This window comes from Paraburkholderia silvatlantica (assembly GCF_003096715.1).
GTDB classification, from domain to species: Bacteria; Pseudomonadota; Gammaproteobacteria; order Burkholderiales; family Burkholderiaceae; genus Paraburkholderia; species Paraburkholderia silvatlantica.
The window spans coordinates 118,464-137,814 of record NZ_QEOL01000004.1 but is presented as its reverse complement, the minus strand read 5'-3'; the positions used below and the strand labels follow the sequence as shown (position 1 = coordinate 137,814).

The window sequence follows — 19,351 nt, the reverse complement described above, 5'->3', positions numbered from 1 at the left end:
TTTCGAGCGACAGGCCCATTGACCGGCTTGCTCAGTTCGTCGCTTCGGCCTTGCCGTACTTGCGCGCGACGTAGTCGCTCACGATCTGCTGGAATTCTTCGGCGATGCGCTCGCCGCGCAGCGTCTTCACCTTCTCGCCATCGATGAAGACCGGCGCCGCGGGGTTCTCCCCCGAGCCCGGCAGGCTGATGCCGATGTTCGCGTGCTTCGACTCGCCCGGCCCGTTCACGATGCAGCCCATCACGGCGACGTTCATCGTCTCGACGCCAGGATACTCGTCGCGCCAGATCGGCATCTGCGCACGCAGATAGCCCTGGATCTGCGAAGCCAGTTCCTGGAACAGCGTGCTGGTCGTGCGCCCGCAGCCGGGGCAAGCGATGACCATCGGCGTGAACGAGCGCAGGCCCATGGTCTGCAGGATTTCCTGGCCAACCACGACTTCACCCGTACGCGCCCCGCCCGGTTCCGGCGTGAGCGAGATGCGGATCGTGTCGCCGATGCCCTGCTGGAGCAGCACGGAAAGCGCCGCCGTCGAAGCGACGATGCCCTTCGAGCCCATGCCCGCTTCCGTGAGGCCCAGGTGCAGCGCGAAATCGCAGCGCTTCGCGAGTTCCTGGTAGACGGCGATCAGGTCCTGCACGCCGCTCACCTTGCACGAGAGGACGATCTTGTCGCGGCCGAGGCCGAGCTCGACTGCGCGTTCCGCCGAGCCGATGGCCGACTGAATGAGCGCTTCGTACATCACGCTTTGCGCTTCCCACGGCTCCTTGCGCGCACCGTTCTCGTCCATCATGCGCGCGAGCAGGTCCTGGTCGAGACTGCCCCAGTTCACGCCGATGCGCACCGGCTTGTCGTACTTGATGGCCGCTTCGATCATCTGCGCGTACTGCGTGTCGCGCTTCGCGCCCTGGCCCACGTTGCCCGGGTTGATGCGGTACTTCGACAGCGACTCGGCACAGGCGGGATAGTCGCGCAGCAGCAGGTGGCCGTTGTAGTGGAAGTCGCCGACGAGCGGCACCGTCACGCCCATGCGGTCGAGCTGCTCGCGGATATGCGGCACAGCCGCCGCGGCTTCCGGCGTGTTGACCGTGATGCGCACGAGTTCCGAACCCGCCTGCGCGAGTTCCTTGATCTGGATCGCGGTGCCGATGGGATCCGCGGTGTCGGTGTTGGTCATCGACTGCACGCGCACCGGCGCGTCGCCGCCGATCGTCACCAGCTGGCCACCCCAGCGCACATGCACGGCGTGCGACTTGCGGCGCGGCGCGTGGCCGCCGAGAACCGGCTCGTTCGAGCAGATCTGACTGTTGCTGGTCGAGGATTGCGTTTCGCTTTGCATCGAAAAACCCATTTACGCCTCACGCACACTATCGCCGACTGGTCGGCGGCGGCACTGCGTGAATTGAAAAAGCGTCGCGGCCGGCAACGAGACTTGCCTGGCCGCGACGCATGCCATGTCTTGATCAGGGCAGCACGAAGCGCGCGACATTGCCACGCGCCGACGCGTACTTCGCCGTGTCGACGGGCTGGCCGTCGATGGTCATCGACTCGATGCCGGCCTTGTTGCCCACGGTGACCTTGAGCGGCTCGGTGCCGGTGATCTCACGCGCGTCGCTGCCGTGGATCAGCCCCGAGAACACTTCCTTGCCGTCCTTCTGGCGCACACTGACCCAGGTGTCCTGCGTCACGCGGATCGCGAACGTCGAGGTGTCCGCGCCGTTGTCGGCAACCGCAGCCTGGGCTGCCGCTGCGGCCGGCGCGCTCGCCGCCTGGGCGCGCGCAGCGCTTGCCGCGTTGGCGACGGCTGCCGCCGGCGCCGCGCTTGCAGCAGCGGGCTTCGCGGCCTGGGGCGCCGGTTGCGTCGCCTGAGGCACGGGTTGCGACGGTTGCGCAGCTTGCTGCGCGCTCGCCGCGGCGCCTTGATCGGGAGCCGCGTTGGCGTTCTCGCCCGCCTCGTTTGCGTCACCGGCCTGCGGCGCAGCGGACTGGCCGGCGCCCTGCACAGCCGATGCATCGGTGCTGCCGGTTGCAACGCCCTGCGTCACCGTCGGCGACGACGCGCCCGTCTGCACGCTCGCACCGTTGGCCATCGCCTTCAGGCGCGCAAACCAGGCCGACGACTCGCCGCTGTTCGTGTGCCACATGGAAAGCGCAAGCACCGCGACCACGATGATGGCCACACCCCACAACCACGACGCGCGGCGGCGCGGCGCCCGCGCGCCGCTGCCGCCGAGCGACAGCGATACGCGGCCGCGCGGCAGATCCGAGCCGGCCGAAGCCGGCATCGACAGATCGGGCTGCGCAATGCCGCGCTCGCGGCGCAACGCCTGCGTGAACGGCGCGGAATCCGTACCCAGCAGCTTCGCGTAGGCGCGCACCACGCCAAGCGCGAACGTCGTGTCCGGCAGATGGCTGATATCGCCCGCTTCGAGTTCGCGCAGCTTCGACACCGACACCTTCAGGCGCGCCGAGACGTCTTCGATCGCCCAACCCTTGGCCTCGCGCAGTTGCGCAAGACGCGCACCGGCCGCGGCCAGCGTGTCGGGCACTGCCTGCACCGGCGAAGGTGTGGCGCCCGGCGCCGAACGACCTGCGTTGCTGTCAGTTCCGTCTGTCCCGAAAGGGTGCTGCGGCTCGCTCATCCCAAAGTCCTTGCGTCGATTCTTTTCAATACTGGAACCGGTCAGGCGCGTCCCGCCCCGCCTCAACCCGATTCGCAGACCGTTTATAACAAAATGCGCGGCCACATTGTGAGACCTTTGACCGCTGCCGATCGCTTCTGCAACGTTTCTTTTGCTACCGCCCAGGGTGGCGCGTTTCCCCCGCGCGCCGCCGTGGACCCTCCTGATGCCGGCTCAGTGCTGAACCGGCCGTACTTCGATGACCTTGCCCGCGGCCCGGCCCATGCGCTCAGCGAGGCGCGTGCGGTCCTTCACTTCGCCGGCGAGCTGCCCGCATGCCGCGTCGATGTCGTCGCCGCGCGTCTTGCGCACGGTCGTGACGACGCCCGCATCCATCAGAATCTGCGCGAAGCGCTTGATCTGGTCCGATTTCGAGCGCAGCAAGCCCGACTCGGGGAACGGATTGAACGGGATCAGATTGAACTTGCACGGGACGTCGCGCGTCACCGCGAGCAATTCCCGCGCGTGCTTTTCGGTGTCGTTGACGCCGTCGAGCATGCAGTACTCAAACGTGATGAAGTCGCGCGGCGCGACTTCCAGGTAGCGCTGGCACGCGGCCATCAACTCGCGCAGCGGGTACTTGCGGTTGAGCGGCACGAGTTCGTCGCGCAGCGCGTCGTTCGGCGCATGCAGGGAGACGGCGAGCGCCACGGGCAGCTCGGCCCCGAGGCGATCCATCATCGGCACGACGCCCGACGTGGACAGCGTGACGCGCCGGCGCGACAGGCCATAGGCGTTGTCGTCGAGCATCAGGCGCATGGCGGGAACGACCGCGTCGTAGTTCAGAAGCGGCTCGCCCATACCCATCATCACGACATTCGTGACGACGCGCTCGCCCTTGCCGTCACCGCCGGTCGCACGGCCGCCGCGATTTTCAGCTGCGTCGCCCAAAAGCGAAGCGCGCAGGGCGAATTCCGCCATGCGCAGCTGGCCGATGATCTCGGCGGTGGTGAGATTGCGTGAAAAACCTTGCTTGCCGGTGGAGCAAAACCGGCAATTGACCGCGCATCCCGCCTGCGAGGACACGCACAGCGTGCCGCGGTTGTCTTCGGGGATGAACACGGTTTCGACCGCGTTGCCGTTGCCGACGTCCACGAGCCACTTGCGCGTGCCGTCGGAGGAAACATTGTCGCTGATGATGCCGGGCATGCCGATGGTGGCGCGCCCTTTGAGCTTCTCGCGCAGCGATTTGGCGAGATCCGTCATACCGTCGAAGTCGGCGGCGTTGTACTGATGGATCCAGCGCTGAAGCTGTTTGGCGCGAAACGGCTTCTCGCCCAGGCTCTCGCAATAGGCGACGAGCCCTTGGGCGTCGAGATCGAGAAGGTTGACGGTGGAACTGCTCGTCATGTCGAATCCTGCCATTTCAGTGCGAGAGCGCGCCCACCGCCCGCGTTGCCCGGCTGCCTGCGCACTTGCGCGGCACCGGGAACTGGACGGTAAGCGTCATCGCCGTTCGCGACCCTATGCTACTACTGCAGTCTGCCCGCGCCTTGCTTAGCGCGAGTAGACGTTAACTTGCGGGAAGAAGAACGCAATTTCCACGGCAGCCGTTTCAGCGGCGTCCGAGCCGTGCACGGCGTTCGCGTCGATGCTGTCGGCGAAGTCGGCGCGGATCGTGCCCTTGTCGGCCTTCTTCGGGTCCGTTGCACCCATCAGATCGCGGTTCTTCAGGATGGCGTTCTCGCCTTCCAGCACTTGAATCATCACCGGGCCCGAGACCATGAAGTCCACGAGGTCCTTGAAGAACGGGCGCGCTGCGTGAACAGCATAGAACTTCTCTGCGTCGGCGCGCGAGAGGTGGACCATACGGGCGGCAATGATCTTCAGACCAGCGTTTTCGAAGCGGCTGTAGATCTGGCCGATCACGTTCTTTGCCACTGCGTCCGGCTTGATAATCGACAGGGTGCGTTCGATCGCCATAAAAGCTCCAAAAAATTAAGAGGTTACAGATTCAAATGAATCCGCAATTGTAGCATGTTCCCATGTATGATTGCGATTGAACCCTCATAGGCCGGCGAACCGGGGCAAATGAGCGCAAGCCGGGCATATGCACCGCGCTGCCGTGCCATTCAGAGAGGCTTAAGATTGGCGGCATATGGTGTGCAAACATAACGGAAACTGTGTGGCAACCCGTTGAAACTCTGGGTCGGCGCACTTATCTTATGGGTGTGCGGACCGCGCACCTGCGCCCCCTCACCCACGCGTCTCACGCAAGGAGAAAGCATGAACGAGTATCCCTATAACTTCGGCCGCGGCGGCGCCGTCACCTCGGCGGAGACCCGCAACCGCGTACTGCGCAACACCTACTGGCTGCTCGCGCTGTCGATGGTGCCGACGGTGCTCGGCGCGTGGGTGGGCGTCGCGACCGGCTTCTCGCTTTTTGCCGCTACCAGCCCGGCCATGAGCCTGCTCGCGTTCTTCGCGATCGCCTTCGGCTTCATGTTCGCCATCGAGCGCACCAAGAACAGCTCGGTGGGCGTGTTCGTGCTGCTCGGCTTCACGTTCTTCATGGGCCTGATGCTTTCGCGCCTGCTGTCGTTCGTCCTCGGCTTTTCGAACGGCCCGCAGCTCATCATGCTCGCGTTCGGCGGCACCGGCATCATTTTCACCGCCATGGCCACCATCGCCACGGTCAGCAAGCGAGACTTCTCGGGCCTTGGCAAGTGGCTCTTCATGGGCGTGATCGTGATCCTGCTGGCCGGCGTGGCGAACATGTTCCTGCAGTTGCCCGCGCTGATGCTCACGGTTTCGGTGCTCGCCATCGCGATCTTCTCGGCCTACATGCTGTTCGACGTGCAGCGCGTCGTGAACGGCGGCGAGACGAACTACATCTCGGCCACGCTCGCGATCTATCTGGACCTGTATAACGTGTTCACGAACCTGCTCGCCATCCTCGGCATCTTCGGCGGCAACCGTAACTAAAGCGTCACACTCTGATGGGGCCGGATCGAAAGACTCCGGCCTCAGCAAGCAGAAAGCCCATGATTTTCGTCATGGGCTTTTTTTTCGTCTACTGGCTTTGGCTGTCGCGCGGGCGCGGGATTCAGAGCGCGATCCAGTCGAAACCCGCGGCTTGCGAAGCGACCCCGATTTGCGTCGCGGCATTTCCCAGAACCGCGGCCATTGCCGCACGCGCAAGCTCCGGTGTGTTGTTCTGCTGGCTCAGGTGCGCAGCGATCAAATGCCGCAGCTTCGCGCGATCCAGTCCCGCTAGGATACCGCCGGCCGCCTCGTTGTTCAGGTGACCGTGCGATCCGCCAATGCGCGCCTTGAGCGAAGCCGGATAACGGCTCGCCGCGAGCATCTCGAGGTCGTGATTGCATTCGAGGACCAGTGCGTCACACCCGCTCAGCACATTGCTGATATGCGATGTCGACTCGCCAACGTCGGTCAGCACCCCAAGCCGGCTCGCGCCGTCGCTGAACACGAATTGCAGCGGCTCGCGCGCGTCGTGCGGCACCGTGTAGGGCAAAACGCCGAGTTCGCCGACTTCGACCGTCTCGTCGCCCCACAACACGTTGAGCTCGACGCCTGCCGCGTCGTCGGCACCCACGGCCTGCGCCGTGCCCCAGCTCATGTAAAGCGGAACCGACCAGCGGCGCGCCAGCGTGAGCGCACTGCCGACGTGATCGCTGTGTTCGTGGGTGATGAGAATCGCGCTGAGCGAGTCCGCGGCCAGGCCCGCGCGGGCGAGGCGCCGCTCGACTTCCTTCGCTGAGAATCCGCAGTCGAGCAGCACGCGCGTGGGCGTCGTGCCGCTGCCTGCTTCTACGACCAGTGCGTTGCCCTCGCTGCCGCTGCCGAGGCTCGCAAATCGCATGTCAGCGCACGTCAGTTCAGCTGCGCGTGGAGCGCGGAGACGATGCGCTGGGCGTCCGACGAGGTATCGATGCGGCCGCTCTGGTCGACCACGGCAACCTGGGTCGAATTGCCCGTCGAGCGAACCGCTACGACGTATTCCGGACCCTGATCCTTCGCGGCCTTCTTCGGGTTGTAGAAAAGCTTGCCGAGCAGTCCGTCGCCCTTGAGCTCCTGCATCGAATCGGCGTAGCGCACGTAGTAGAGGCCCTTCTCGCGGTCGCGATTATCGACCGTGAAATTCGTGCGGTCGAGCGCGAGGCCCACACGCAGCCACGCGGTGTCGAACGCTTCGGGCAGGTCGAGCGTCGTGCCGTCAGGACCGGCGGCGACCTTGACGCCAGCCGTCGACGGGCGTGCGTCGGTCAGCAGTTGCTTGGATTGCGCGTCGGTCAGGCCGAACTTCTGCATGATCTTGGCGAGGAACGCGGCTTCGAGCGCCGGGTCGCGCGGACGCTCGACCCACTTCGACCCGGTCTTGTCCTGCCCCGTCAGCACTTCTTCCATGGCGTTATGCGTGACGGAAATGTCGGTTTGACCGTCCGGGCCACGCGAAACCAGCACGCGGAAGCGGTCGCGCGTGCCCGACGAGTACGCGAAATCGATCACGCGGCCGATCGTGCGGCGGAACCAATCGTCCGGAATGTTGGCGCGGTTCTCGGCCCAGTCGGTCGTCATGATGCCCGTGGACGGAGAATCGGTCGTCAGCGTGAAGCCGTTTTCCGTCCAGAATTCCTGCAGCTGCGGCCAGACGTCGTCAGGCGAGCGGCCGTCCACCACGAGCCAGCGGCGGTCGCCGTCGCGTTCCACGTGCATGCCGAGCGGATCCTGCGCATCCGGCACGCCGAGCGTGGCGTTGCCGGCCGGCGTGAGCGTGCGCTGCGCGGCGCCGCCAAGCGTGACCGTGGGCGGCGGCGCGACGTACTTCTGGTCGTTCGGCGCCGACGACAGATCCTGCGGCACGTTCAGCGGCGGCGCGCTCGGCGTGTCCTTGTAATTGACGCGATCGGACGCGAACATGTCGTTCAGCGACTCGCAGCCTGCGAGCGAGCCGAGTGCAAGCGCCAGCACCGCCATGCGGGTTGCGTGGAGGGAAAAAGCGGAACGTTTCATGTGGGCCTTCGTGATACGGGAACGCTAAGCCTTGCTCTGCGAGACGGTGGGGCCGGGGTCGGTCCGAGGTCTTTCAGTGGTTGGGCGGCTGGGCCTTGGCGGCGTCGGTTGATAAATCGGCGACTGGCTGACCGGATCAGCCAGCCAGACCGGCTTCGCGCAGCGCGGCGCGCACCACGTCGTGGTAGCGCGCATCGAGCGGCGTGAGCGGCAGTCGGATGCCGCCTTCGATGCGGCCGAGTTCCTGCAGCGCCCACTTCACCGGAATCGGATTCGACTCGATGAACAGGTTCTTGTGAAGCGACAACAGCTTCATATGGATCGCACGTGCCGTTTTCGCATCGCCAGCGAGCGCGGCCTTGCACAGGTCGCTCATCTGGCGCGGCGCAACGTTCGCGGTCACCGAAATATTACCGTGGCCGCCGAGCAGCATCAGCGCGATCGCCGTGGGATCGTCGCCGCTGAAAATCCTGAAGCCGTTCGGCGCGTGCTTGATGAGATACGCAGCGCGGTCGATGTTACCCGTCGCTTCTTTCACCGCGATGATGCCCGGCACTTCGGCCAGACGCAGGATGGTCTCGTTCGCCATGTCCGCGACCGTGCGGCCCGGCACGTTGTAGAGGATAACCGGCAGGTCCACGTCTTCGGCGATCTTCGCGAAGTGGCGGTACATGCCTTCCTGGGTCGGCTTGTTGTAATAGGGCACGACCTGAAGCGACGCCTGCGCGCCCACTTCCTTCGCGTGCTTCGTGAGTTCGATGGCCTCGGCCGTGGAATTGCCGCCGGCGCCCGCGATGATCGGCATCCGGCCAGCGGCGTGCTCGACCGCCGTCCTGATCATCAGGATGTGCTCTTCGACGTTCAGCGTGGCGGACTCCCCGCTCGTACCGACGACGACGAGGGCATCCGTCCCCTCTTCCACGTGCCAGTCGATCAGCTTGCGAAATGCCGGCAGGTCGAGACTGCCGTCTTCGTGCATGGGGGTGACGATCGCGGGAATGCTGCCTTGCAGCGTAATGCCGTCCTGAGTGCCGTTAGCCATGAAACGCCAGAAAAATGAGTCGGTTAAACCGCGATTGTAGCGGATTAGCCGGTCAGATCGTAACGCGTTACGGGAAGGACCTGGTTCTCAGGTACATTACCGGCTCTTTCGGGGGACACTGAGGTCGTTTTTTCCCGTACTGCGCAGATGCGCTGAATATACGCCTCACGCGGCTGCGAAAGAAATCCGTCCTGATAGGCGATTACCCGCAGCGCGGGCGTACAGGCGGCCAGCAGTTCGCCGGGAGCGAGCAGGAAAGCGGGGTTCGATGGCTTTCCCACTGTCTCGTTACCCTGAGCGAAAGTTTCGTAGATCAGGACGCCGCCCGGCGCCAGCACCTCGACGAGTCGGGGCATGAGGGGGCGGTGCAGGTAGTTCGTGACGACCACGGCTGCAAAGCGGGCGTCCGCCGCGAGCGGCCACGGCGCGCCTTCGAGGTCGCACTCCAGAGTCGCGACACCCGCTACGCCGTGCAACGTGGCGAGCGCGGCGGCGTCGCGATCGAGCGCCGTCACCGGATGGCCTTGGCCAGCCAGCCAACGCGCGTGGCGTCCCGCGCCGGAGGCCACGTCGAGCACCGTGCCGCCAGGCGCGATGAGGTGCGCCCAGCGGCGCACCCAGCGCGACGGCCCGGAGAGCCCGTGGGCGAGCGGGCCGGCGGCAGGCGTCGACGTCATCGGCCGGGTCAGCTGTACGAGAGGCCCATGGCCTCACGCACGTCGCGCATCGTCTCGTTGGCGAACTTGCGCGCCTTGTCGCAGCCATCCGCGACAATTGCACGCAGCAGCGACGGATCGTCCATGTACTTCTGTGCGCGTTCGAGCATGGGCTGCTGCTCGCGCAGGATGCCCTCGATCACCGGCTGCTTGCACTCCAGACAACCGATGCCGGCCGAGCGGCAGCCCTTCTGCACCCAGTCGTGCGTCTGCTCATCCGTGTAGACCTGGTGCAGTTGCCACACCGGGCACTTGTCCGGATCGCCCGGATCGGTGCGGCGCACGCGCGCGGGGTCGGTCGGCATGGTGCGGACCTTCTTCGTGATCGACTCGGCGTCCTCGCGCAGGCCAATGGTGTTGCCGTACGACTTCGACATCTTCTGGCCGTCGAGGCCCGGCATGCGCGAAGCCTCCGTGAGCAGCACCTGCGGCTCCGGCAGGATGATCTTGCGCGAGCCTTCGAGGTAGCCGAAGAGACGTTCGCGATCGCTCATCGAGAGGCTTTGCGACTCCGAGAGCATCGCGCGGGCCTGTTCGAGCGCCTCCTCATTGCCTTCCTGCTGATAGGCGTTGCGCAGCTCATGGTAGAGCTTCGAGCGCTTGCCGCCCAGCTTCTTCGCCGCATCGTTGGCCTTTTCTTCGAAGCCCGGTTCGCGGCCGTACATGTAGTTGAAGCGGCGCGCCATTTCGCGCGCCATCTCGACGTGCGGCACCTGATCCTCGCCCACCGGCACGAGCGACGCGCGGTACAGCAGAATGTCGGCTGCCATCAGCACCGGGTAGCCGAGGAAGCCGTAGGTGCCGAGATCCTTGTCGCGCAGCTTTTCGATCTGCTCCTTGTAGGTCGGCACGCGTTCGAGCCACGACAGCGGCGTGCTCATGCCGAGCAGCAGCGCGAGTTCGGCGTGCTCGGGCACACGGCTCTGGATGAAGAGCGTGGCCTGGTTCGGGTCGATGCCCGAGGCGAGCCAGTCGATCAGCACGTCCCAGACGTTCTTCTCGATGACATCCGGCGTTTCGTAGTGCGTAGTGAGCGCATGCCAGTCGACCACGCAAAAGAAGCACGGATACTCGGACTGCAGGCGCACCCAGTTTTTCAGCACGCCGTGATAGTGGCCGAGGTGCAGCGACCCGGTGGGCCGCATGCCGGAGAAGATACGGTCTGGGAACATGATGTTATGAAAAGAGCGACACAAGAGGGGTAAGGATGGCCGTGACCGCGTCGTAACCTAGACTGACGAGCGGGCGCAGCCAGAATCGCGTGAAGATGCCACTCACGAGCAACCCCATCACGATGATGAAACCATAGGGCTCGATACGGGCGAGCGCAATGCTCGCGCGCGTGGGCAGGAGCGCCCCGAGCACGCGGCCGCCGTCGAGCGGCGGCAGCGGAAAGAGGTTCAGCACGCCCAGCACGAGATTCACGCCCACGCCGGCGGCGGCCATGCGGGTAAAGAACGGCTCGTCCACGCCGAGCACCGCGAGTGCCACGCCGAACACGCCCCAGACGATGGCCTGCACGAAGTTGCACAGCGGCCCGGCCGCCGCGACCCACAGCGTGCCCCAGCGCGGATTGCGCAGATTGCTGAAGGCGATCGGCACGGGCTTCGCGTAGCCGAACACGAATGCGCCGTTCGTCAGGAAATACAGCACGAGCGGCATGGCGATCGTGCCGATCGGGTCGATGTGGCGCATCGGGTTGAACGAGACGCGGCCGAGCACATACGCGGTGTTATCGCCGAGCATGCGCGCGACGTAGCCGTGCGCGGCTTCGTGCAGCGTGATCGCGAAGATGACCGGCAAGGCGTAGACGACGATCGTCTGAATCAGATTGGCTTCCATGGCGGGCTATTGTATCAATGCGTCAATGCGCTCAGGCCACGGTCATGCCGTGTTCCCGCCGCGCACGTCCGTTCACGCCTCTTCTTCTTCGATGCCGAACGGCGCCAGTGAACCCCGCCCCGGCCGCACGAGCACCGGTTCCTCGCCCGTCAGATCGATCACGGTGGACGGCTCGCACGGGCACGCCCCGCCGTCGATCACGAGATCGAGCTGTTTCTCGAGGCGCTCGCGAATCTCGTCGGGGTCGTTGAGCGGCTCCGTGTCGGGCGGCAGGATCAGCGTGGAGGCAAGCAGCGGCTCGCCCAGTTCTTCGAGGATCGCCAGCGGAACAGGATGCCCGGGCACGCGCAGGCCGATCGTCTTGCGCGACGGATGCGAGAGGCGGCGGGGCACTTCCTTTGTCGCCACCAGCACGAACACATATGGCCCCGGCGTCACAGACTTGATGAGCCGGTATTGGCGGTTGTCCACCATGGCGAAGTTCGCGAGTTCGGACAGGTCCCGCACCATCAGCGAGAGCAGCGCCTTTTCGTCGAGCCCGCGGATGCGGCGCAAGCGCTCGGCGGCGTGCTTGTCGTCGATGCGGGCGGCGAGCGCGTAGCTCGAATCAGTCGGCAACGCGATTACACCGCCGTCGCGGATGATCTCCGCCGCCTGCTTGACGAGCCGCGGCTGCGGGTTTTCCGGATGAAGCCGAAAGAACTGGGACATGGCAGTAATCAGCTGACGAATGACGAGGGAAACAGCGGGACGGCGCGCCACCACGGCACGCGACCGCACGTAGTACCACAAAGCGACGACAAAGCTGGATTGACTGGCGCGAAACGCCTTGCAGCAAACAGGCGGGATGAGTGGGCCGCGCGCCGTGCGCGGCCTACAGCCATCGCTCCCAGACTGGCTTGAGACCGGAAGGCAACGGCGGCAGCGTGCCCGGCTCGATCGCGTCGGGCCCAGGCGCATGGAAGTCCGAGCCGCGCGACGCTTCGAAACCGAAGCGCCGTGCAACGGCCGCATATTCGGCGTACTGGTCGGGCGTATGGCTGCCCGTGACGACTTCGATGGCCTTGCCGCCCAGATCGATGAATTCGCCGAAGAGCGTGTCGAATTCGAGCGGGCTGTAAGCATAGCGGCCCGGATGCGCGATGATCGCTTCGCCGCCCGCCGCCTTGATCCATGCTACGGCGTCGGCGAGCTTCGCCCAGCGGTGCGCGACGTAACCGGGCTTGCCTTCGCCGAGCCAGCGCGAAAAGGCGTCCTGGGTGTTCTGCGCACGACCGCTTTCCACGAGAAAGCGCGCGAAGTGAGTACGCGAGATCAGGTCGGGATTCGAGACGTACCGGAGCGCGCCTTCGTACGCATCGGCAATGCCGAGTTCGCCGAGCCGCTCGCCGATGGCTTCCGCGCGCGCCGCGCGGCCGTCACGCGTGCGCGCGAGTCCGTCGACGAGCGCAGCGCACTCCGGATCCACATGCAAGCCGACGATGTGCACCGTGCGCGACGCCCAGGTGACCGAAATCTCGACGCCGCTCAAATAGCGCATGCCGAGCGCCTCGGCCGCCTCGCGCGCTTCGCGCTGCCCGCCGAGCACGTCATGATCGGTGAGCGCCCACAAGCCCACGCCACCCGCTTTCGCCAGCTGCGCGACGGCAGCCGGGGCCAGTTGCCCGTCGGAGACAGTGGAGTGACAGTGGAGATCGGCGTTCATTGGATGCGGGATAGGGATGAACGTCCATTTTACTGCAACGCAGTGAAGTCGTCGGACGGCACCCGGCGTCTGGCGCCGCCCGAATGCGCGGCCGATGCGCCCTGCGCTCAGGCGCAGAACGCCTCGATCAGGCGTGCGACCTCTTCCGGCTGGTCGTGGTGCACCATGTGCCCCGCCCCGTCGACGATCCGTTCGCGCCAGTCGGCAAACGCCTCGAAACGCTTCTTGAATTCGCCGATGGGCACCGCCCCGGCGAGCCGCGCGAGCGTTTCGGAGCCGGCCGCTTCGACGTGCAGCACCCTCGCACTCACCTGCGACCAGATCGCCATGACCTCGTCGAGCTGGTACAGCAGCGGACCGCGCATTTTGTGGGCCGGATCGCCCAGCAGCACATAACCGCCCTCGCCGTCCGGCTTCGACCAGTGTTCCGCGAGAAAGCGCGCGCGCGGTGCGATCAGACGCGGATTGGTCTTCACGAGCCGCGCGGCCACCTCGTCGAGCGACGCGTAGGTGCGCAGTTGCGGCGGTGTGCGCACTGCATCGAGCCACTCGCGCATGCGGCCCGGCGCCTGTCCGGGTGACGGCGCCGGCAGGCCGAAACCCTCCAGATCGACCACGCGCCGCACGCGCTCGGGCCGCACGCCCGCATAGAGGCAGACGATGTTCGCGCCGAGACTGTGCCCGACGAGATCGACCTGACCCTCGGGCGCGTAGTGGGCAAGCAGAGCATCGAGATCGGCGAGATAGTCGGGGAACCAGTAGTTGCTGGCCTGTCCTTGCGCAACGGGCCAGTCGGAGAGGCCGAAGCCGCGCAGGTCGGGCGCGATAACCTGCCAGTCGCCGCCGCGTGCATCCAGCGCATCGACGACAAACTGGAACGACGCCGCCACGTCCATCCAGCCGTGCAGCATGAAGAGCACGGGCGCGCCTTGCGCGCCCCAGCGGCGCACGTGCAGCCGGATGCCATTGACGTCGACGAATTCGGATCGGGATTGATTCATTGAGGCTGCCGCAAAAAACGAATGATCGTTCGATTATATAGGCGCGGGGCGTCTGTGCCAGTCATTCGGTCGAGTGACGCTCCGTTGCCTTGTTTGTGGCAGCCTGTTCTGCGGCGTCCTGGGCCGCCAGCGCATCCAGTTCGGCTGCGTCGAAACCCGCCGAGCGGCGCGCCTCGAAGTTGAACGGACCGCGCAGGCGCGGCGCGTGGTATTGCCTCGCGAGCGCGAGCCACGCCGCATGCGGGTCGAGATCGCGCGCCTCGCACAGGTGACGGAACCAATGGTTGCCGATGCGCACATGTCCTACTTCGTCGCGCAAGATGATGTCGAGAAGCGCGGCCGATGGGTCGTCGCCAGCCTGCTTCAGGCGCGCGCGTATGGGCGGCGAGGCGTCGAGCCCGCGCGCCTCCAGCACGCGCGGCACGAGCGCCATGCGCGCGAGCACGTCGGCGCTCGTGCGCTCGCACATCTCCCACAGGCCGTTGTGCGCGGGGAAATCGCCGTATGCGTGACCATAGTCGGCGAGCCGCGCGCGCAGCAGCGAGAAGTGATACGCCTCCTCCGCCGCGACCTTGAGCCAGTCGGCGTAGAAGGCGTCGGGCATGGCGGGGAAACGCCAGACTGCGTCGAGCGCCAGATTGATCGCGTTGAATTCGATGTGAGCCAGCGCGTGCAGCAGCACGACGCGGCCCTGGGGCGTGCTCATGCTGCGGCGCTGCAGTTCGCGCGGCTCGACGAGCGGCGGCTCGGCGGGCCGGCCAGGCAAGCCGGCCGGCGTCGGGATGACGCGTTGCGGTTCCCAGTGAGGCGCAGCGGCCTGAGCCTGACTCTGCGCGTACAGCCCGCGCACCGCGTCGGCCTTGGCGACCGGATCGCATTCGCGCAGCGCGGCGAGCGCGGCGAGACGCCAGCAGGCAAGTTCGGCATCGGCTGGTGCCGGGACATCGGCGGCGCTTGCGGTGGAGAAAACGGAATTCATCGGCAAAAGAAACAGGGACCGAAAACGGGAGTAGAAAACTGTCGCGCGGAGGTGCTCGAATTGCCCCCCAAGCGGATCGCGCACGCAACCGTTTACAATACGCGATTCACCTGCCTTGCGTCGTGCGCAGCCGTTGCGCGTCGCCCGCAGACCGGCAGCAGCCCCGCAAGACATAGGAGACTCGACACCGTGGCCATCTACAAGCTTGGCGAAGCCGCACCAACCATTCACGAAAGCGTGTTCGTTGCGGACAACGCGACCGTCGTCGGCAAGGTCGAACTGGCCGAAGACTCGAGCGTCTGGTTCGGCGCGACGCTGCGCGGCGACAACGAGCCGATCACCGTCGGCGCGCGCAGCAACGTTCAGGAAGGCGCGGTGCTCCACACGGACCCCGGCTACCCGCTCACGCTCGAAGCGAACGTGACCGTGGGCCATCAGGCCATGCTGCACGGCTGCACCGTGAAGGAAGGCGCACTGATCGGCATTCAGGCCGTGGTCTTGAATGGCGCGGTAATCGGCCGCAACTGTCTGGTTGGCGCGGGTGCGGTGGTCACGGAAGGCAAGGTGTTCCCCGATAACTCGCTGATTCTCGGCGCCCCGGCCAAAGTCGTGCGCGAGCTGACCGAGGCCGACATCGCCGGCCTCAAGCGCAACGCGGATGTCTACGCGCAGCGCCGCGAATATTTCAAGGCGCAGCTCGTACGCATCGGCTAAGCGCCGCGGGGGCGAGCCACAAGCGCTCGCCGTGTGCGGCGCGGGCCGCGCCGCCCCGATTGAAACGAAGGAAAAGATTGTGAACGACCAGTTGCAAAAATTCATGTTCAGCGCAGCGCCGGTGCGCGGCGAGATTGTCTCGCTGGGCAACACGTGGCAGGAAGTGCTCAAGCGCCGCCAGTATCCGGCGCCCGTGCGCACCGTGCTCGGCGAGATGATGGCGGCGTGCGCGCTGCTCTCGGCGAATCTCAAGTTCGACGGCACGCTGATCATGCAGATCTTCGGCGACGGCCCCGTGAAGATGCTGGTCGTACAGTGCGGCTCGGATCTGACCATGCGCGCGACCGCCCGCCTCGGCGAAGACTTCACGGGCGAAAACGCCCTGCCGCTCGGCGAGGAACTCACGTTCGCCGATCTCGTGAATCCGGACGGCCAGGGCCGCTGCGTGATCACGCTCGACCCCGCGAAAAAGCTGCCGGGCCAGCAGCCCTACCAGGGCATCGTGCCGCTGAACGGCGAAGACGGCCCCCTCAAGTCGATCGCGGCCGTGCTCGAGCATTACATGCATCACTCGGAACAACTCGACTCGCGCCTTTGGCTCGCCGCAAACGACGACCGCGCGGTCGGCATGCTGCTCCAGAAGCTGCCGGGCGACGGCGGGATCGTGCCGCACCAGGGCGAGCACGACCTCGACACCTGGGAGCGCGTCTGCACGCTCGGCGGCACGCTCACCCGCGACGAAATGCTCAAGGAAGACGGCGAGACGTTGTTCCGCCGCCTCTTCTGGCAGGAGAACGTGCGCCACTTCGAGCCGCTTGCGCCGCGCTTCCAGTGTTCGTGCTCGCGCGAAAAGGTGGGCGCGATGCTCAAGATGCTGGGCCGCGAGGAAGTCGACGGCGTGATCGAGGAACGCGGTCATGTCGAGATTCATTGCGACTACTGCAATCAGCGCTATGAGTTCGACCCTGTGGATGTCGCGCAACTTTTTGCCGTGACGGGGCTCTCAGAAAGCGTGAGCCCCGCTGCGCAGCGTCGCCACTGAGGCAAACCAGGGCAAGCCAAGGCGCACCAGGGCACACTGAGGCGATCACGTCGATGCGGCGCGCAACACGGGTTGCGGCGCCGCCCCGCTTGGCGGCACGCAGACAGGCCCGGGCACCGAAAACGCAACGCCGACCTGCCTTTGATCCCAAATTGCTTAGGCGTCCGACAGATGGAGAGAAGCATGGTCAAGAAAAAACGCTTCATACGTCCATTGCGCGAGCGCACGCCGTGCGTGAGCGCGTTGCTCATGCTCACGACGTTCGGCGCCGTTGCGTCGACGAGCGGCTGCATGATGGACCCGCCGGGCCCGTCGCCGATCTACAGCCGGCTGCCTGCGGCGCAGTCGGGCCTCCCGGCCGCCGCGCCCGTGCTCACGCCCGACGAAAAAGCGCGCTACGACGCGATCGACCGTCAGGTGCTCGCCGAACAGGACAATGCCATGGCCGCGGAAGCGGCCGCACAGGCCTGGTCGCGCGCCTATGCGCCGCCGGTCACGGTCTTCGGCAGTTATTACAGCGGCGGTTGGGGCCACGGCTGGGGTACGGGGATTGGCTACGGCTATCCAGGTTGGGGTTGGTAATCGCCAGCGCAAGCAGCGCACTTAGCCCGCCTTCTTCGCTTCCTTCCCGTGCCCATGCTTCTTTTCCGGCACGCGCGAAACGGGGTTCGGGACCACCCTCACCGGCGCCGCCGACATCTCGCCGCGCGTCGAGGTATTCGACGAACCGCTCGGCGTAACCGGCGGCGTCTGGTTCGGCGAGACGAATTGCACGAACACCTCGCTGTCCTTCACCATGCCCATCTCATAGCGGGCACGCTCCTCGACCGCCGCCGTGCCGTTCTGCAGATCCTGCACTTCGCCCGCAATGCGTTCGTTGCGCAGTTTCTCGTCGTCGTTCTGCTTTTGCTGCTGCGCGAGTTGCTGCTGCAGTTCGTGCACACGCAGCCAACCGCCATGGCCCCACCAGAGCGGATACTGGATCAGCACAAGCAGGATGATCAGAACGACAGTGACAAGCCGCATGAAAGGTGCCGGATAAATACACGCCGCCCTGCGCTATACGCAGGGCGGCGGACAGAGATGACGAAGGGTGACAGCAAGGCTGCTGCCGGCGCTGGGTCCGCTTAGCGGAGGTTATAGAACGCCGACTTGCCCGGGTAGCTGGCGATATCACCGAGATCTTCCTCGATGCGCAGCAGCTGGTTGTACTTCGAGATGCGGTCGCTGCGCGAGAGCGAACCGGTCTTGATCTGACCCGCGTTCAGGCCCACGGCGATGTCGGCGATCGTCGAGTCTTCGGTTTCGCCCGAACGGTGCGAGATCACGGCCGTGTAGCCCGCGCGCTTGGCCATTTCGATTGCCGCGAAGGTTTCCGTCAGCGTGCCGATCTGGTTGATCTTGATGAGGATCGAGTTGGCGATGCCCTTCTCGATGCCTTCCTTCAGGATGCGCGTGTTCGTGACGAACAGGTCGTCGCCAACGAGCTGGATCTTCTTGCCGAGCTTCTCGGTCAAGAGCTTCCAGCCTGCCCAGTCGGACTCGTGCATGCCGTCTTCGATCGAGACGATCGGGAACTTGTCGGCGAGCGTAGCCAGGTAGTCGGCGAATTCGGCCGACGACAGTTGCAGGCCTTCGCCCGCGAGCTGGTACTTGCCGTCGTGGTAGAACTCGCTCGCTGCGCAGTCGAGCGCGAGCAGCACGTCTTCACCGGCGCGGTAGCCGGCCTTCTCGATGGCTTGCAGGATGGTCGAGAGGCACTCGTCGTTGCTGCCGAAGTTCGGTGCGAAGCCGCCTTCGTCGCCCACCGCCGTGCTCATGCCGCGATCCGAGAGGATCTTCTTGAGCGCGTGGAACACTTCCGCGCCGCAACGCAGCGCTTCACGGAAGGTCGGCTGGCTCACCGGCACGATCATGAATTCCTGGATGTCGAGGCTGTTGTTCGCGTGCGCGCCGCCGTTGACGATGTTCATCATCGGCACCGGCAACTGCATCGCGCCGGAGCCGCCGAAGTAGCGGTACAGCGGCAGGCCGGCTTCTTCAGCGGCGGCCTTCGCGACGGCCATCGACACGGCCAGCATGGCGTTTGCGCCGAGGCGCGACTTGTTGTCGGTGCCGTCGAGCTCGAGCAGGGTCTTGTCGAGGAAGGCCTGTTCCGACGCGTCGAGGCCCATGATCGCCTCGGAGATTTCGGTGTTGATGTGCTCGACGGCCTTCAGCACGCCCTTGCCGTTGTAGCGGCCGGCTTCGCCGTCGCGCAGTTCGATCGCTTCGCGCGAGCCCGTGGATGCGCCCGACGGCACGGCCGCGCGGCCCATCGTGCCCGATTCGAGCAGCACGTCGCATTCGACGGTGGGATTGCCGCGCGAATCCAGAATCTCGCGACCGATGATATCTACGATTGCACTCATGGTTTCCTCAGGAAATGACAGTAATTCTTGCGCGAGCTGCGCCGCCTGCATTAGCCCGCGAGGCACGACTTCCATGCTCGTTCGGGGCACACCGTCACATGGGACAGGCTGCGTGCTCGCCAGGTTCAACTTGCCGCAGCGCAACGCTCACATTCCCGTGACCGTTACGCTGCCACGCTGCCTTGTACATCGAACGCGGCGCATTGCGCCGCGCTGCTCCTCCATCGCGCCGCTCATGCAATCG

Annotated in this window: 20 protein-coding genes; 4 read left to right on the top strand and 16 right to left on the bottom strand. The window is 65.6% G+C overall.

What is annotated here, in order from left to right:
• Positions 1-31: 31 nt before the first annotated feature.
• From ispG to ndk, 4 genes are all read right to left on the bottom strand, one after another.
• On the bottom strand, positions 32-1,339 hold the full coding sequence (ispG, locus tag C7411_RS07040; protein ID WP_181431324.1) for a flavodoxin-dependent (E)-4-hydroxy-3-methylbut-2-enyl-diphosphate synthase: 1,308 nt from the start codon (positions 1,337-1,339) through the stop codon (positions 32-34).
• Between the two features lie 124 nt (positions 1,340-1,463).
• Complete coding sequence (locus C7411_RS07035; protein WP_110383987.1) at positions 1,464-2,642, bottom strand: helix-turn-helix domain-containing protein; 1,179 nt, start codon at positions 2,640-2,642, stop codon at positions 1,464-1,466.
• A gap of 213 nt (positions 2,643-2,855) precedes the next feature.
• Positions 2,856-4,031 (bottom strand): dual-specificity RNA methyltransferase RlmN, encoded by a 1,176-nt coding sequence (rlmN, locus tag C7411_RS07030; protein ID WP_110384170.1) that lies wholly within the window; start codon positions 4,029-4,031, stop codon positions 2,856-2,858.
• A gap of 147 nt (positions 4,032-4,178) precedes the next feature.
• A complete protein-coding gene (ndk, locus tag C7411_RS07025) occupies positions 4,179-4,604 on the bottom strand; it encodes a nucleoside-diphosphate kinase (protein WP_042264931.1) in 426 nt (141 codons plus the stop codon).
• A 303-nt stretch (positions 4,605-4,907) separates the two neighbouring features.
• Between ndk and C7411_RS07020 the strand changes: the two genes are divergently transcribed.
• A complete protein-coding gene (locus C7411_RS07020) occupies positions 4,908-5,606 on the top strand; it encodes a Bax inhibitor-1/YccA family protein (protein WP_110383986.1) in 699 nt (232 codons plus the stop codon).
• A gap of 121 nt (positions 5,607-5,727) precedes the next feature.
• Here C7411_RS07020 and C7411_RS07015 read toward each other — a convergent pair whose 3' ends face one another.
• The 10 genes from C7411_RS07015 to C7411_RS06970 all read right to left on the bottom strand — a co-directional run bounded on the left by C7411_RS07015 (position 5,728) and on the right by C7411_RS06970 (position 14,940).
• Positions 5,728-6,504 (bottom strand): MBL fold metallo-hydrolase, encoded by a 777-nt coding sequence (locus C7411_RS07015; RefSeq protein ID WP_110383985.1) that lies wholly within the window; start codon positions 6,502-6,504, stop codon positions 5,728-5,730.
• An 11-nt stretch (positions 6,505-6,515) separates the two neighbouring features.
• Positions 6,516-7,655, bottom strand: a complete 1,140-nt coding sequence (gene bamC, locus C7411_RS07010; RefSeq protein ID WP_110383984.1) for an outer membrane protein assembly factor BamC — start codon at positions 7,653-7,655, stop codon at positions 6,516-6,518.
• Positions 7,656-7,791: 136 nt separating this feature from the next.
• A complete protein-coding gene (dapA, locus tag C7411_RS07005; RefSeq protein ID WP_110383983.1) occupies positions 7,792-8,697 on the bottom strand; it encodes a 4-hydroxy-tetrahydrodipicolinate synthase in 906 nt (301 codons plus the stop codon).
• 44 nt (positions 8,698-8,741) lie between these two features.
• Positions 8,742-9,374, bottom strand: coding sequence for a class I SAM-dependent methyltransferase (locus C7411_RS07000; RefSeq protein ID WP_110383982.1), 633 nt, complete (start codon positions 9,372-9,374; stop codon positions 8,742-8,744).
• An 8-nt stretch (positions 9,375-9,382) separates the two neighbouring features.
• The gene (locus C7411_RS06995; RefSeq protein ID WP_042264918.1) at positions 9,383-10,585 is read right to left on the bottom strand and encodes a tryptophan--tRNA ligase; all 1,203 of its coding nucleotides are present in this window, start codon (positions 10,583-10,585) and stop codon (positions 9,383-9,385) included.
• Positions 10,586-10,589: 4 nt separating this feature from the next.
• Positions 10,590-11,255, bottom strand: a complete 666-nt coding sequence (locus C7411_RS06990; protein ID WP_110383981.1) for a site-2 protease family protein — start codon at positions 11,253-11,255, stop codon at positions 10,590-10,592.
• Positions 11,256-11,327: 72 nt separating this feature from the next.
• A complete protein-coding gene (locus C7411_RS06985; RefSeq protein ID WP_110384169.1) occupies positions 11,328-11,966 on the bottom strand; it encodes an L-threonylcarbamoyladenylate synthase in 639 nt (212 codons plus the stop codon).
• Between the two features lie 163 nt (positions 11,967-12,129).
• Positions 12,130-12,960 (bottom strand): 3',5'-nucleoside bisphosphate phosphatase, encoded by an 831-nt coding sequence (locus C7411_RS06980; RefSeq protein ID WP_110383980.1) that lies wholly within the window; start codon positions 12,958-12,960, stop codon positions 12,130-12,132.
• Between the two features lie 107 nt (positions 12,961-13,067).
• Entirely contained in the window at positions 13,068-13,961 is an 894-nt protein-coding gene (locus tag C7411_RS06975) for an alpha/beta fold hydrolase (protein ID WP_110383979.1), read from the bottom strand.
• A 61-nt stretch (positions 13,962-14,022) separates the two neighbouring features.
• Entirely contained in the window at positions 14,023-14,940 is a 918-nt protein-coding gene (locus C7411_RS06970; protein WP_110383978.1) for a ferritin-like domain-containing protein, read from the bottom strand.
• Between the two features lie 189 nt (positions 14,941-15,129).
• Here C7411_RS06970 and C7411_RS06965 point away from each other — a divergent pair, with 189 nt between their 5' ends.
• The 3 genes from C7411_RS06965 (at position 15,130) to C7411_RS06955 (ending at position 17,278) form a co-directional block, all read left to right on the top strand.
• Positions 15,130-15,654 (top strand): gamma carbonic anhydrase family protein, encoded by a 525-nt coding sequence (locus C7411_RS06965; RefSeq protein WP_110383977.1) that lies wholly within the window; start codon positions 15,130-15,132, stop codon positions 15,652-15,654.
• A 79-nt stretch (positions 15,655-15,733) separates the two neighbouring features.
• Positions 15,734-16,696 (top strand): Hsp33 family molecular chaperone HslO, encoded by a 963-nt coding sequence (gene hslO / locus C7411_RS06960; protein ID WP_110384168.1) that lies wholly within the window; start codon positions 15,734-15,736, stop codon positions 16,694-16,696.
• 249 nt (positions 16,697-16,945) lie between these two features.
• Entirely contained in the window at positions 16,946-17,278 is a 333-nt protein-coding gene (locus C7411_RS06955; protein ID WP_110384167.1) for a hypothetical protein, read from the top strand.
• A 21-nt stretch (positions 17,279-17,299) separates the two neighbouring features.
• On the opposite strand, the gene ftsB is transcribed toward C7411_RS06955, so the two are convergent.
• The gene (gene ftsB / locus C7411_RS06950; protein ID WP_110383976.1) at positions 17,300-17,722 is read right to left on the bottom strand and encodes a cell division protein FtsB; all 423 of its coding nucleotides are present in this window, start codon (positions 17,720-17,722) and stop codon (positions 17,300-17,302) included.
• A 101-nt stretch (positions 17,723-17,823) separates the two neighbouring features.
• Positions 17,824-19,107, bottom strand: a complete 1,284-nt coding sequence (eno, locus tag C7411_RS06945; RefSeq protein WP_110384166.1) for a phosphopyruvate hydratase — start codon at positions 19,105-19,107, stop codon at positions 17,824-17,826.
• Between the last annotated feature and the right edge of the window lie 244 nt (positions 19,108-19,351).

Coding starts and splice junctions, on each gene's coding strand:
- ispG (WP_181431324.1), bottom strand. CDS start 1,339: ATGCAAAGCGAAACGCAATCCTCGACCAGCAACAGTCAGATCTGCTCG.
- C7411_RS07035 (WP_110383987.1), bottom strand. CDS start 2,642: ATGAGCGAGCCGCAGCACCCTTTCGGGACAGACGGAACTGACAGCAAC.
- rlmN (WP_110384170.1), bottom strand. CDS start 4,031: ATGACGAGCAGTTCCACCGTCAACCTTCTCGATCTCGACGCCCAAGGG.
- ndk (WP_042264931.1), bottom strand. CDS start 4,604: ATGGCGATCGAACGCACCCTGTCGATTATCAAGCCGGACGCAGTGGCA.
- C7411_RS07020 (WP_110383986.1), top strand. CDS start 4,908: ATGAACGAGTATCCCTATAACTTCGGCCGCGGCGGCGCCGTCACCTCG.
- C7411_RS07015 (WP_110383985.1), bottom strand. CDS start 6,504: ATGCGATTTGCGAGCCTCGGCAGCGGCAGCGAGGGCAACGCACTGGTC.
- bamC (WP_110383984.1), bottom strand. CDS start 7,655: ATGAAACGTTCCGCTTTTTCCCTCCACGCAACCCGCATGGCGGTGCTG.
- dapA (WP_110383983.1), bottom strand. CDS start 8,697: ATGGCTAACGGCACTCAGGACGGCATTACGCTGCAAGGCAGCATTCCC.
- C7411_RS07000 (WP_110383982.1), bottom strand. CDS start 9,374: ATGACGTCGACGCCTGCCGCCGGCCCGCTCGCCCACGGGCTCTCCGGG.
- C7411_RS06995 (WP_042264918.1), bottom strand. CDS start 10,585: ATGTTCCCAGACCGTATCTTCTCCGGCATGCGGCCCACCGGGTCGCTG.
- C7411_RS06990 (WP_110383981.1), bottom strand. CDS start 11,255: ATGGAAGCCAATCTGATTCAGACGATCGTCGTCTACGCCTTGCCGGTC.
- C7411_RS06985 (WP_110384169.1), bottom strand. CDS start 11,966: ATGTCCCAGTTCTTTCGGCTTCATCCGGAAAACCCGCAGCCGCGGCTC.
- C7411_RS06980 (WP_110383980.1), bottom strand. CDS start 12,960: ATGAACGCCGATCTCCACTGTCACTCCACTGTCTCCGACGGGCAACTG.
- C7411_RS06975 (WP_110383979.1), bottom strand. CDS start 13,961: ATGAATCAATCCCGATCCGAATTCGTCGACGTCAATGGCATCCGGCTG.
- C7411_RS06970 (WP_110383978.1), bottom strand. CDS start 14,940: ATGAATTCCGTTTTCTCCACCGCAAGCGCCGCCGATGTCCCGGCACCA.
- C7411_RS06955 (WP_110384167.1), top strand. CDS start 16,946: ATGCTCACGACGTTCGGCGCCGTTGCGTCGACGAGCGGCTGCATGATG.
- ftsB (WP_110383976.1), bottom strand. CDS start 17,722: ATGCGGCTTGTCACTGTCGTTCTGATCATCCTGCTTGTGCTGATCCAG.
- eno (WP_110384166.1), bottom strand. CDS start 19,107: ATGAGTGCAATCGTAGATATCATCGGTCGCGAGATTCTGGATTCGCGC.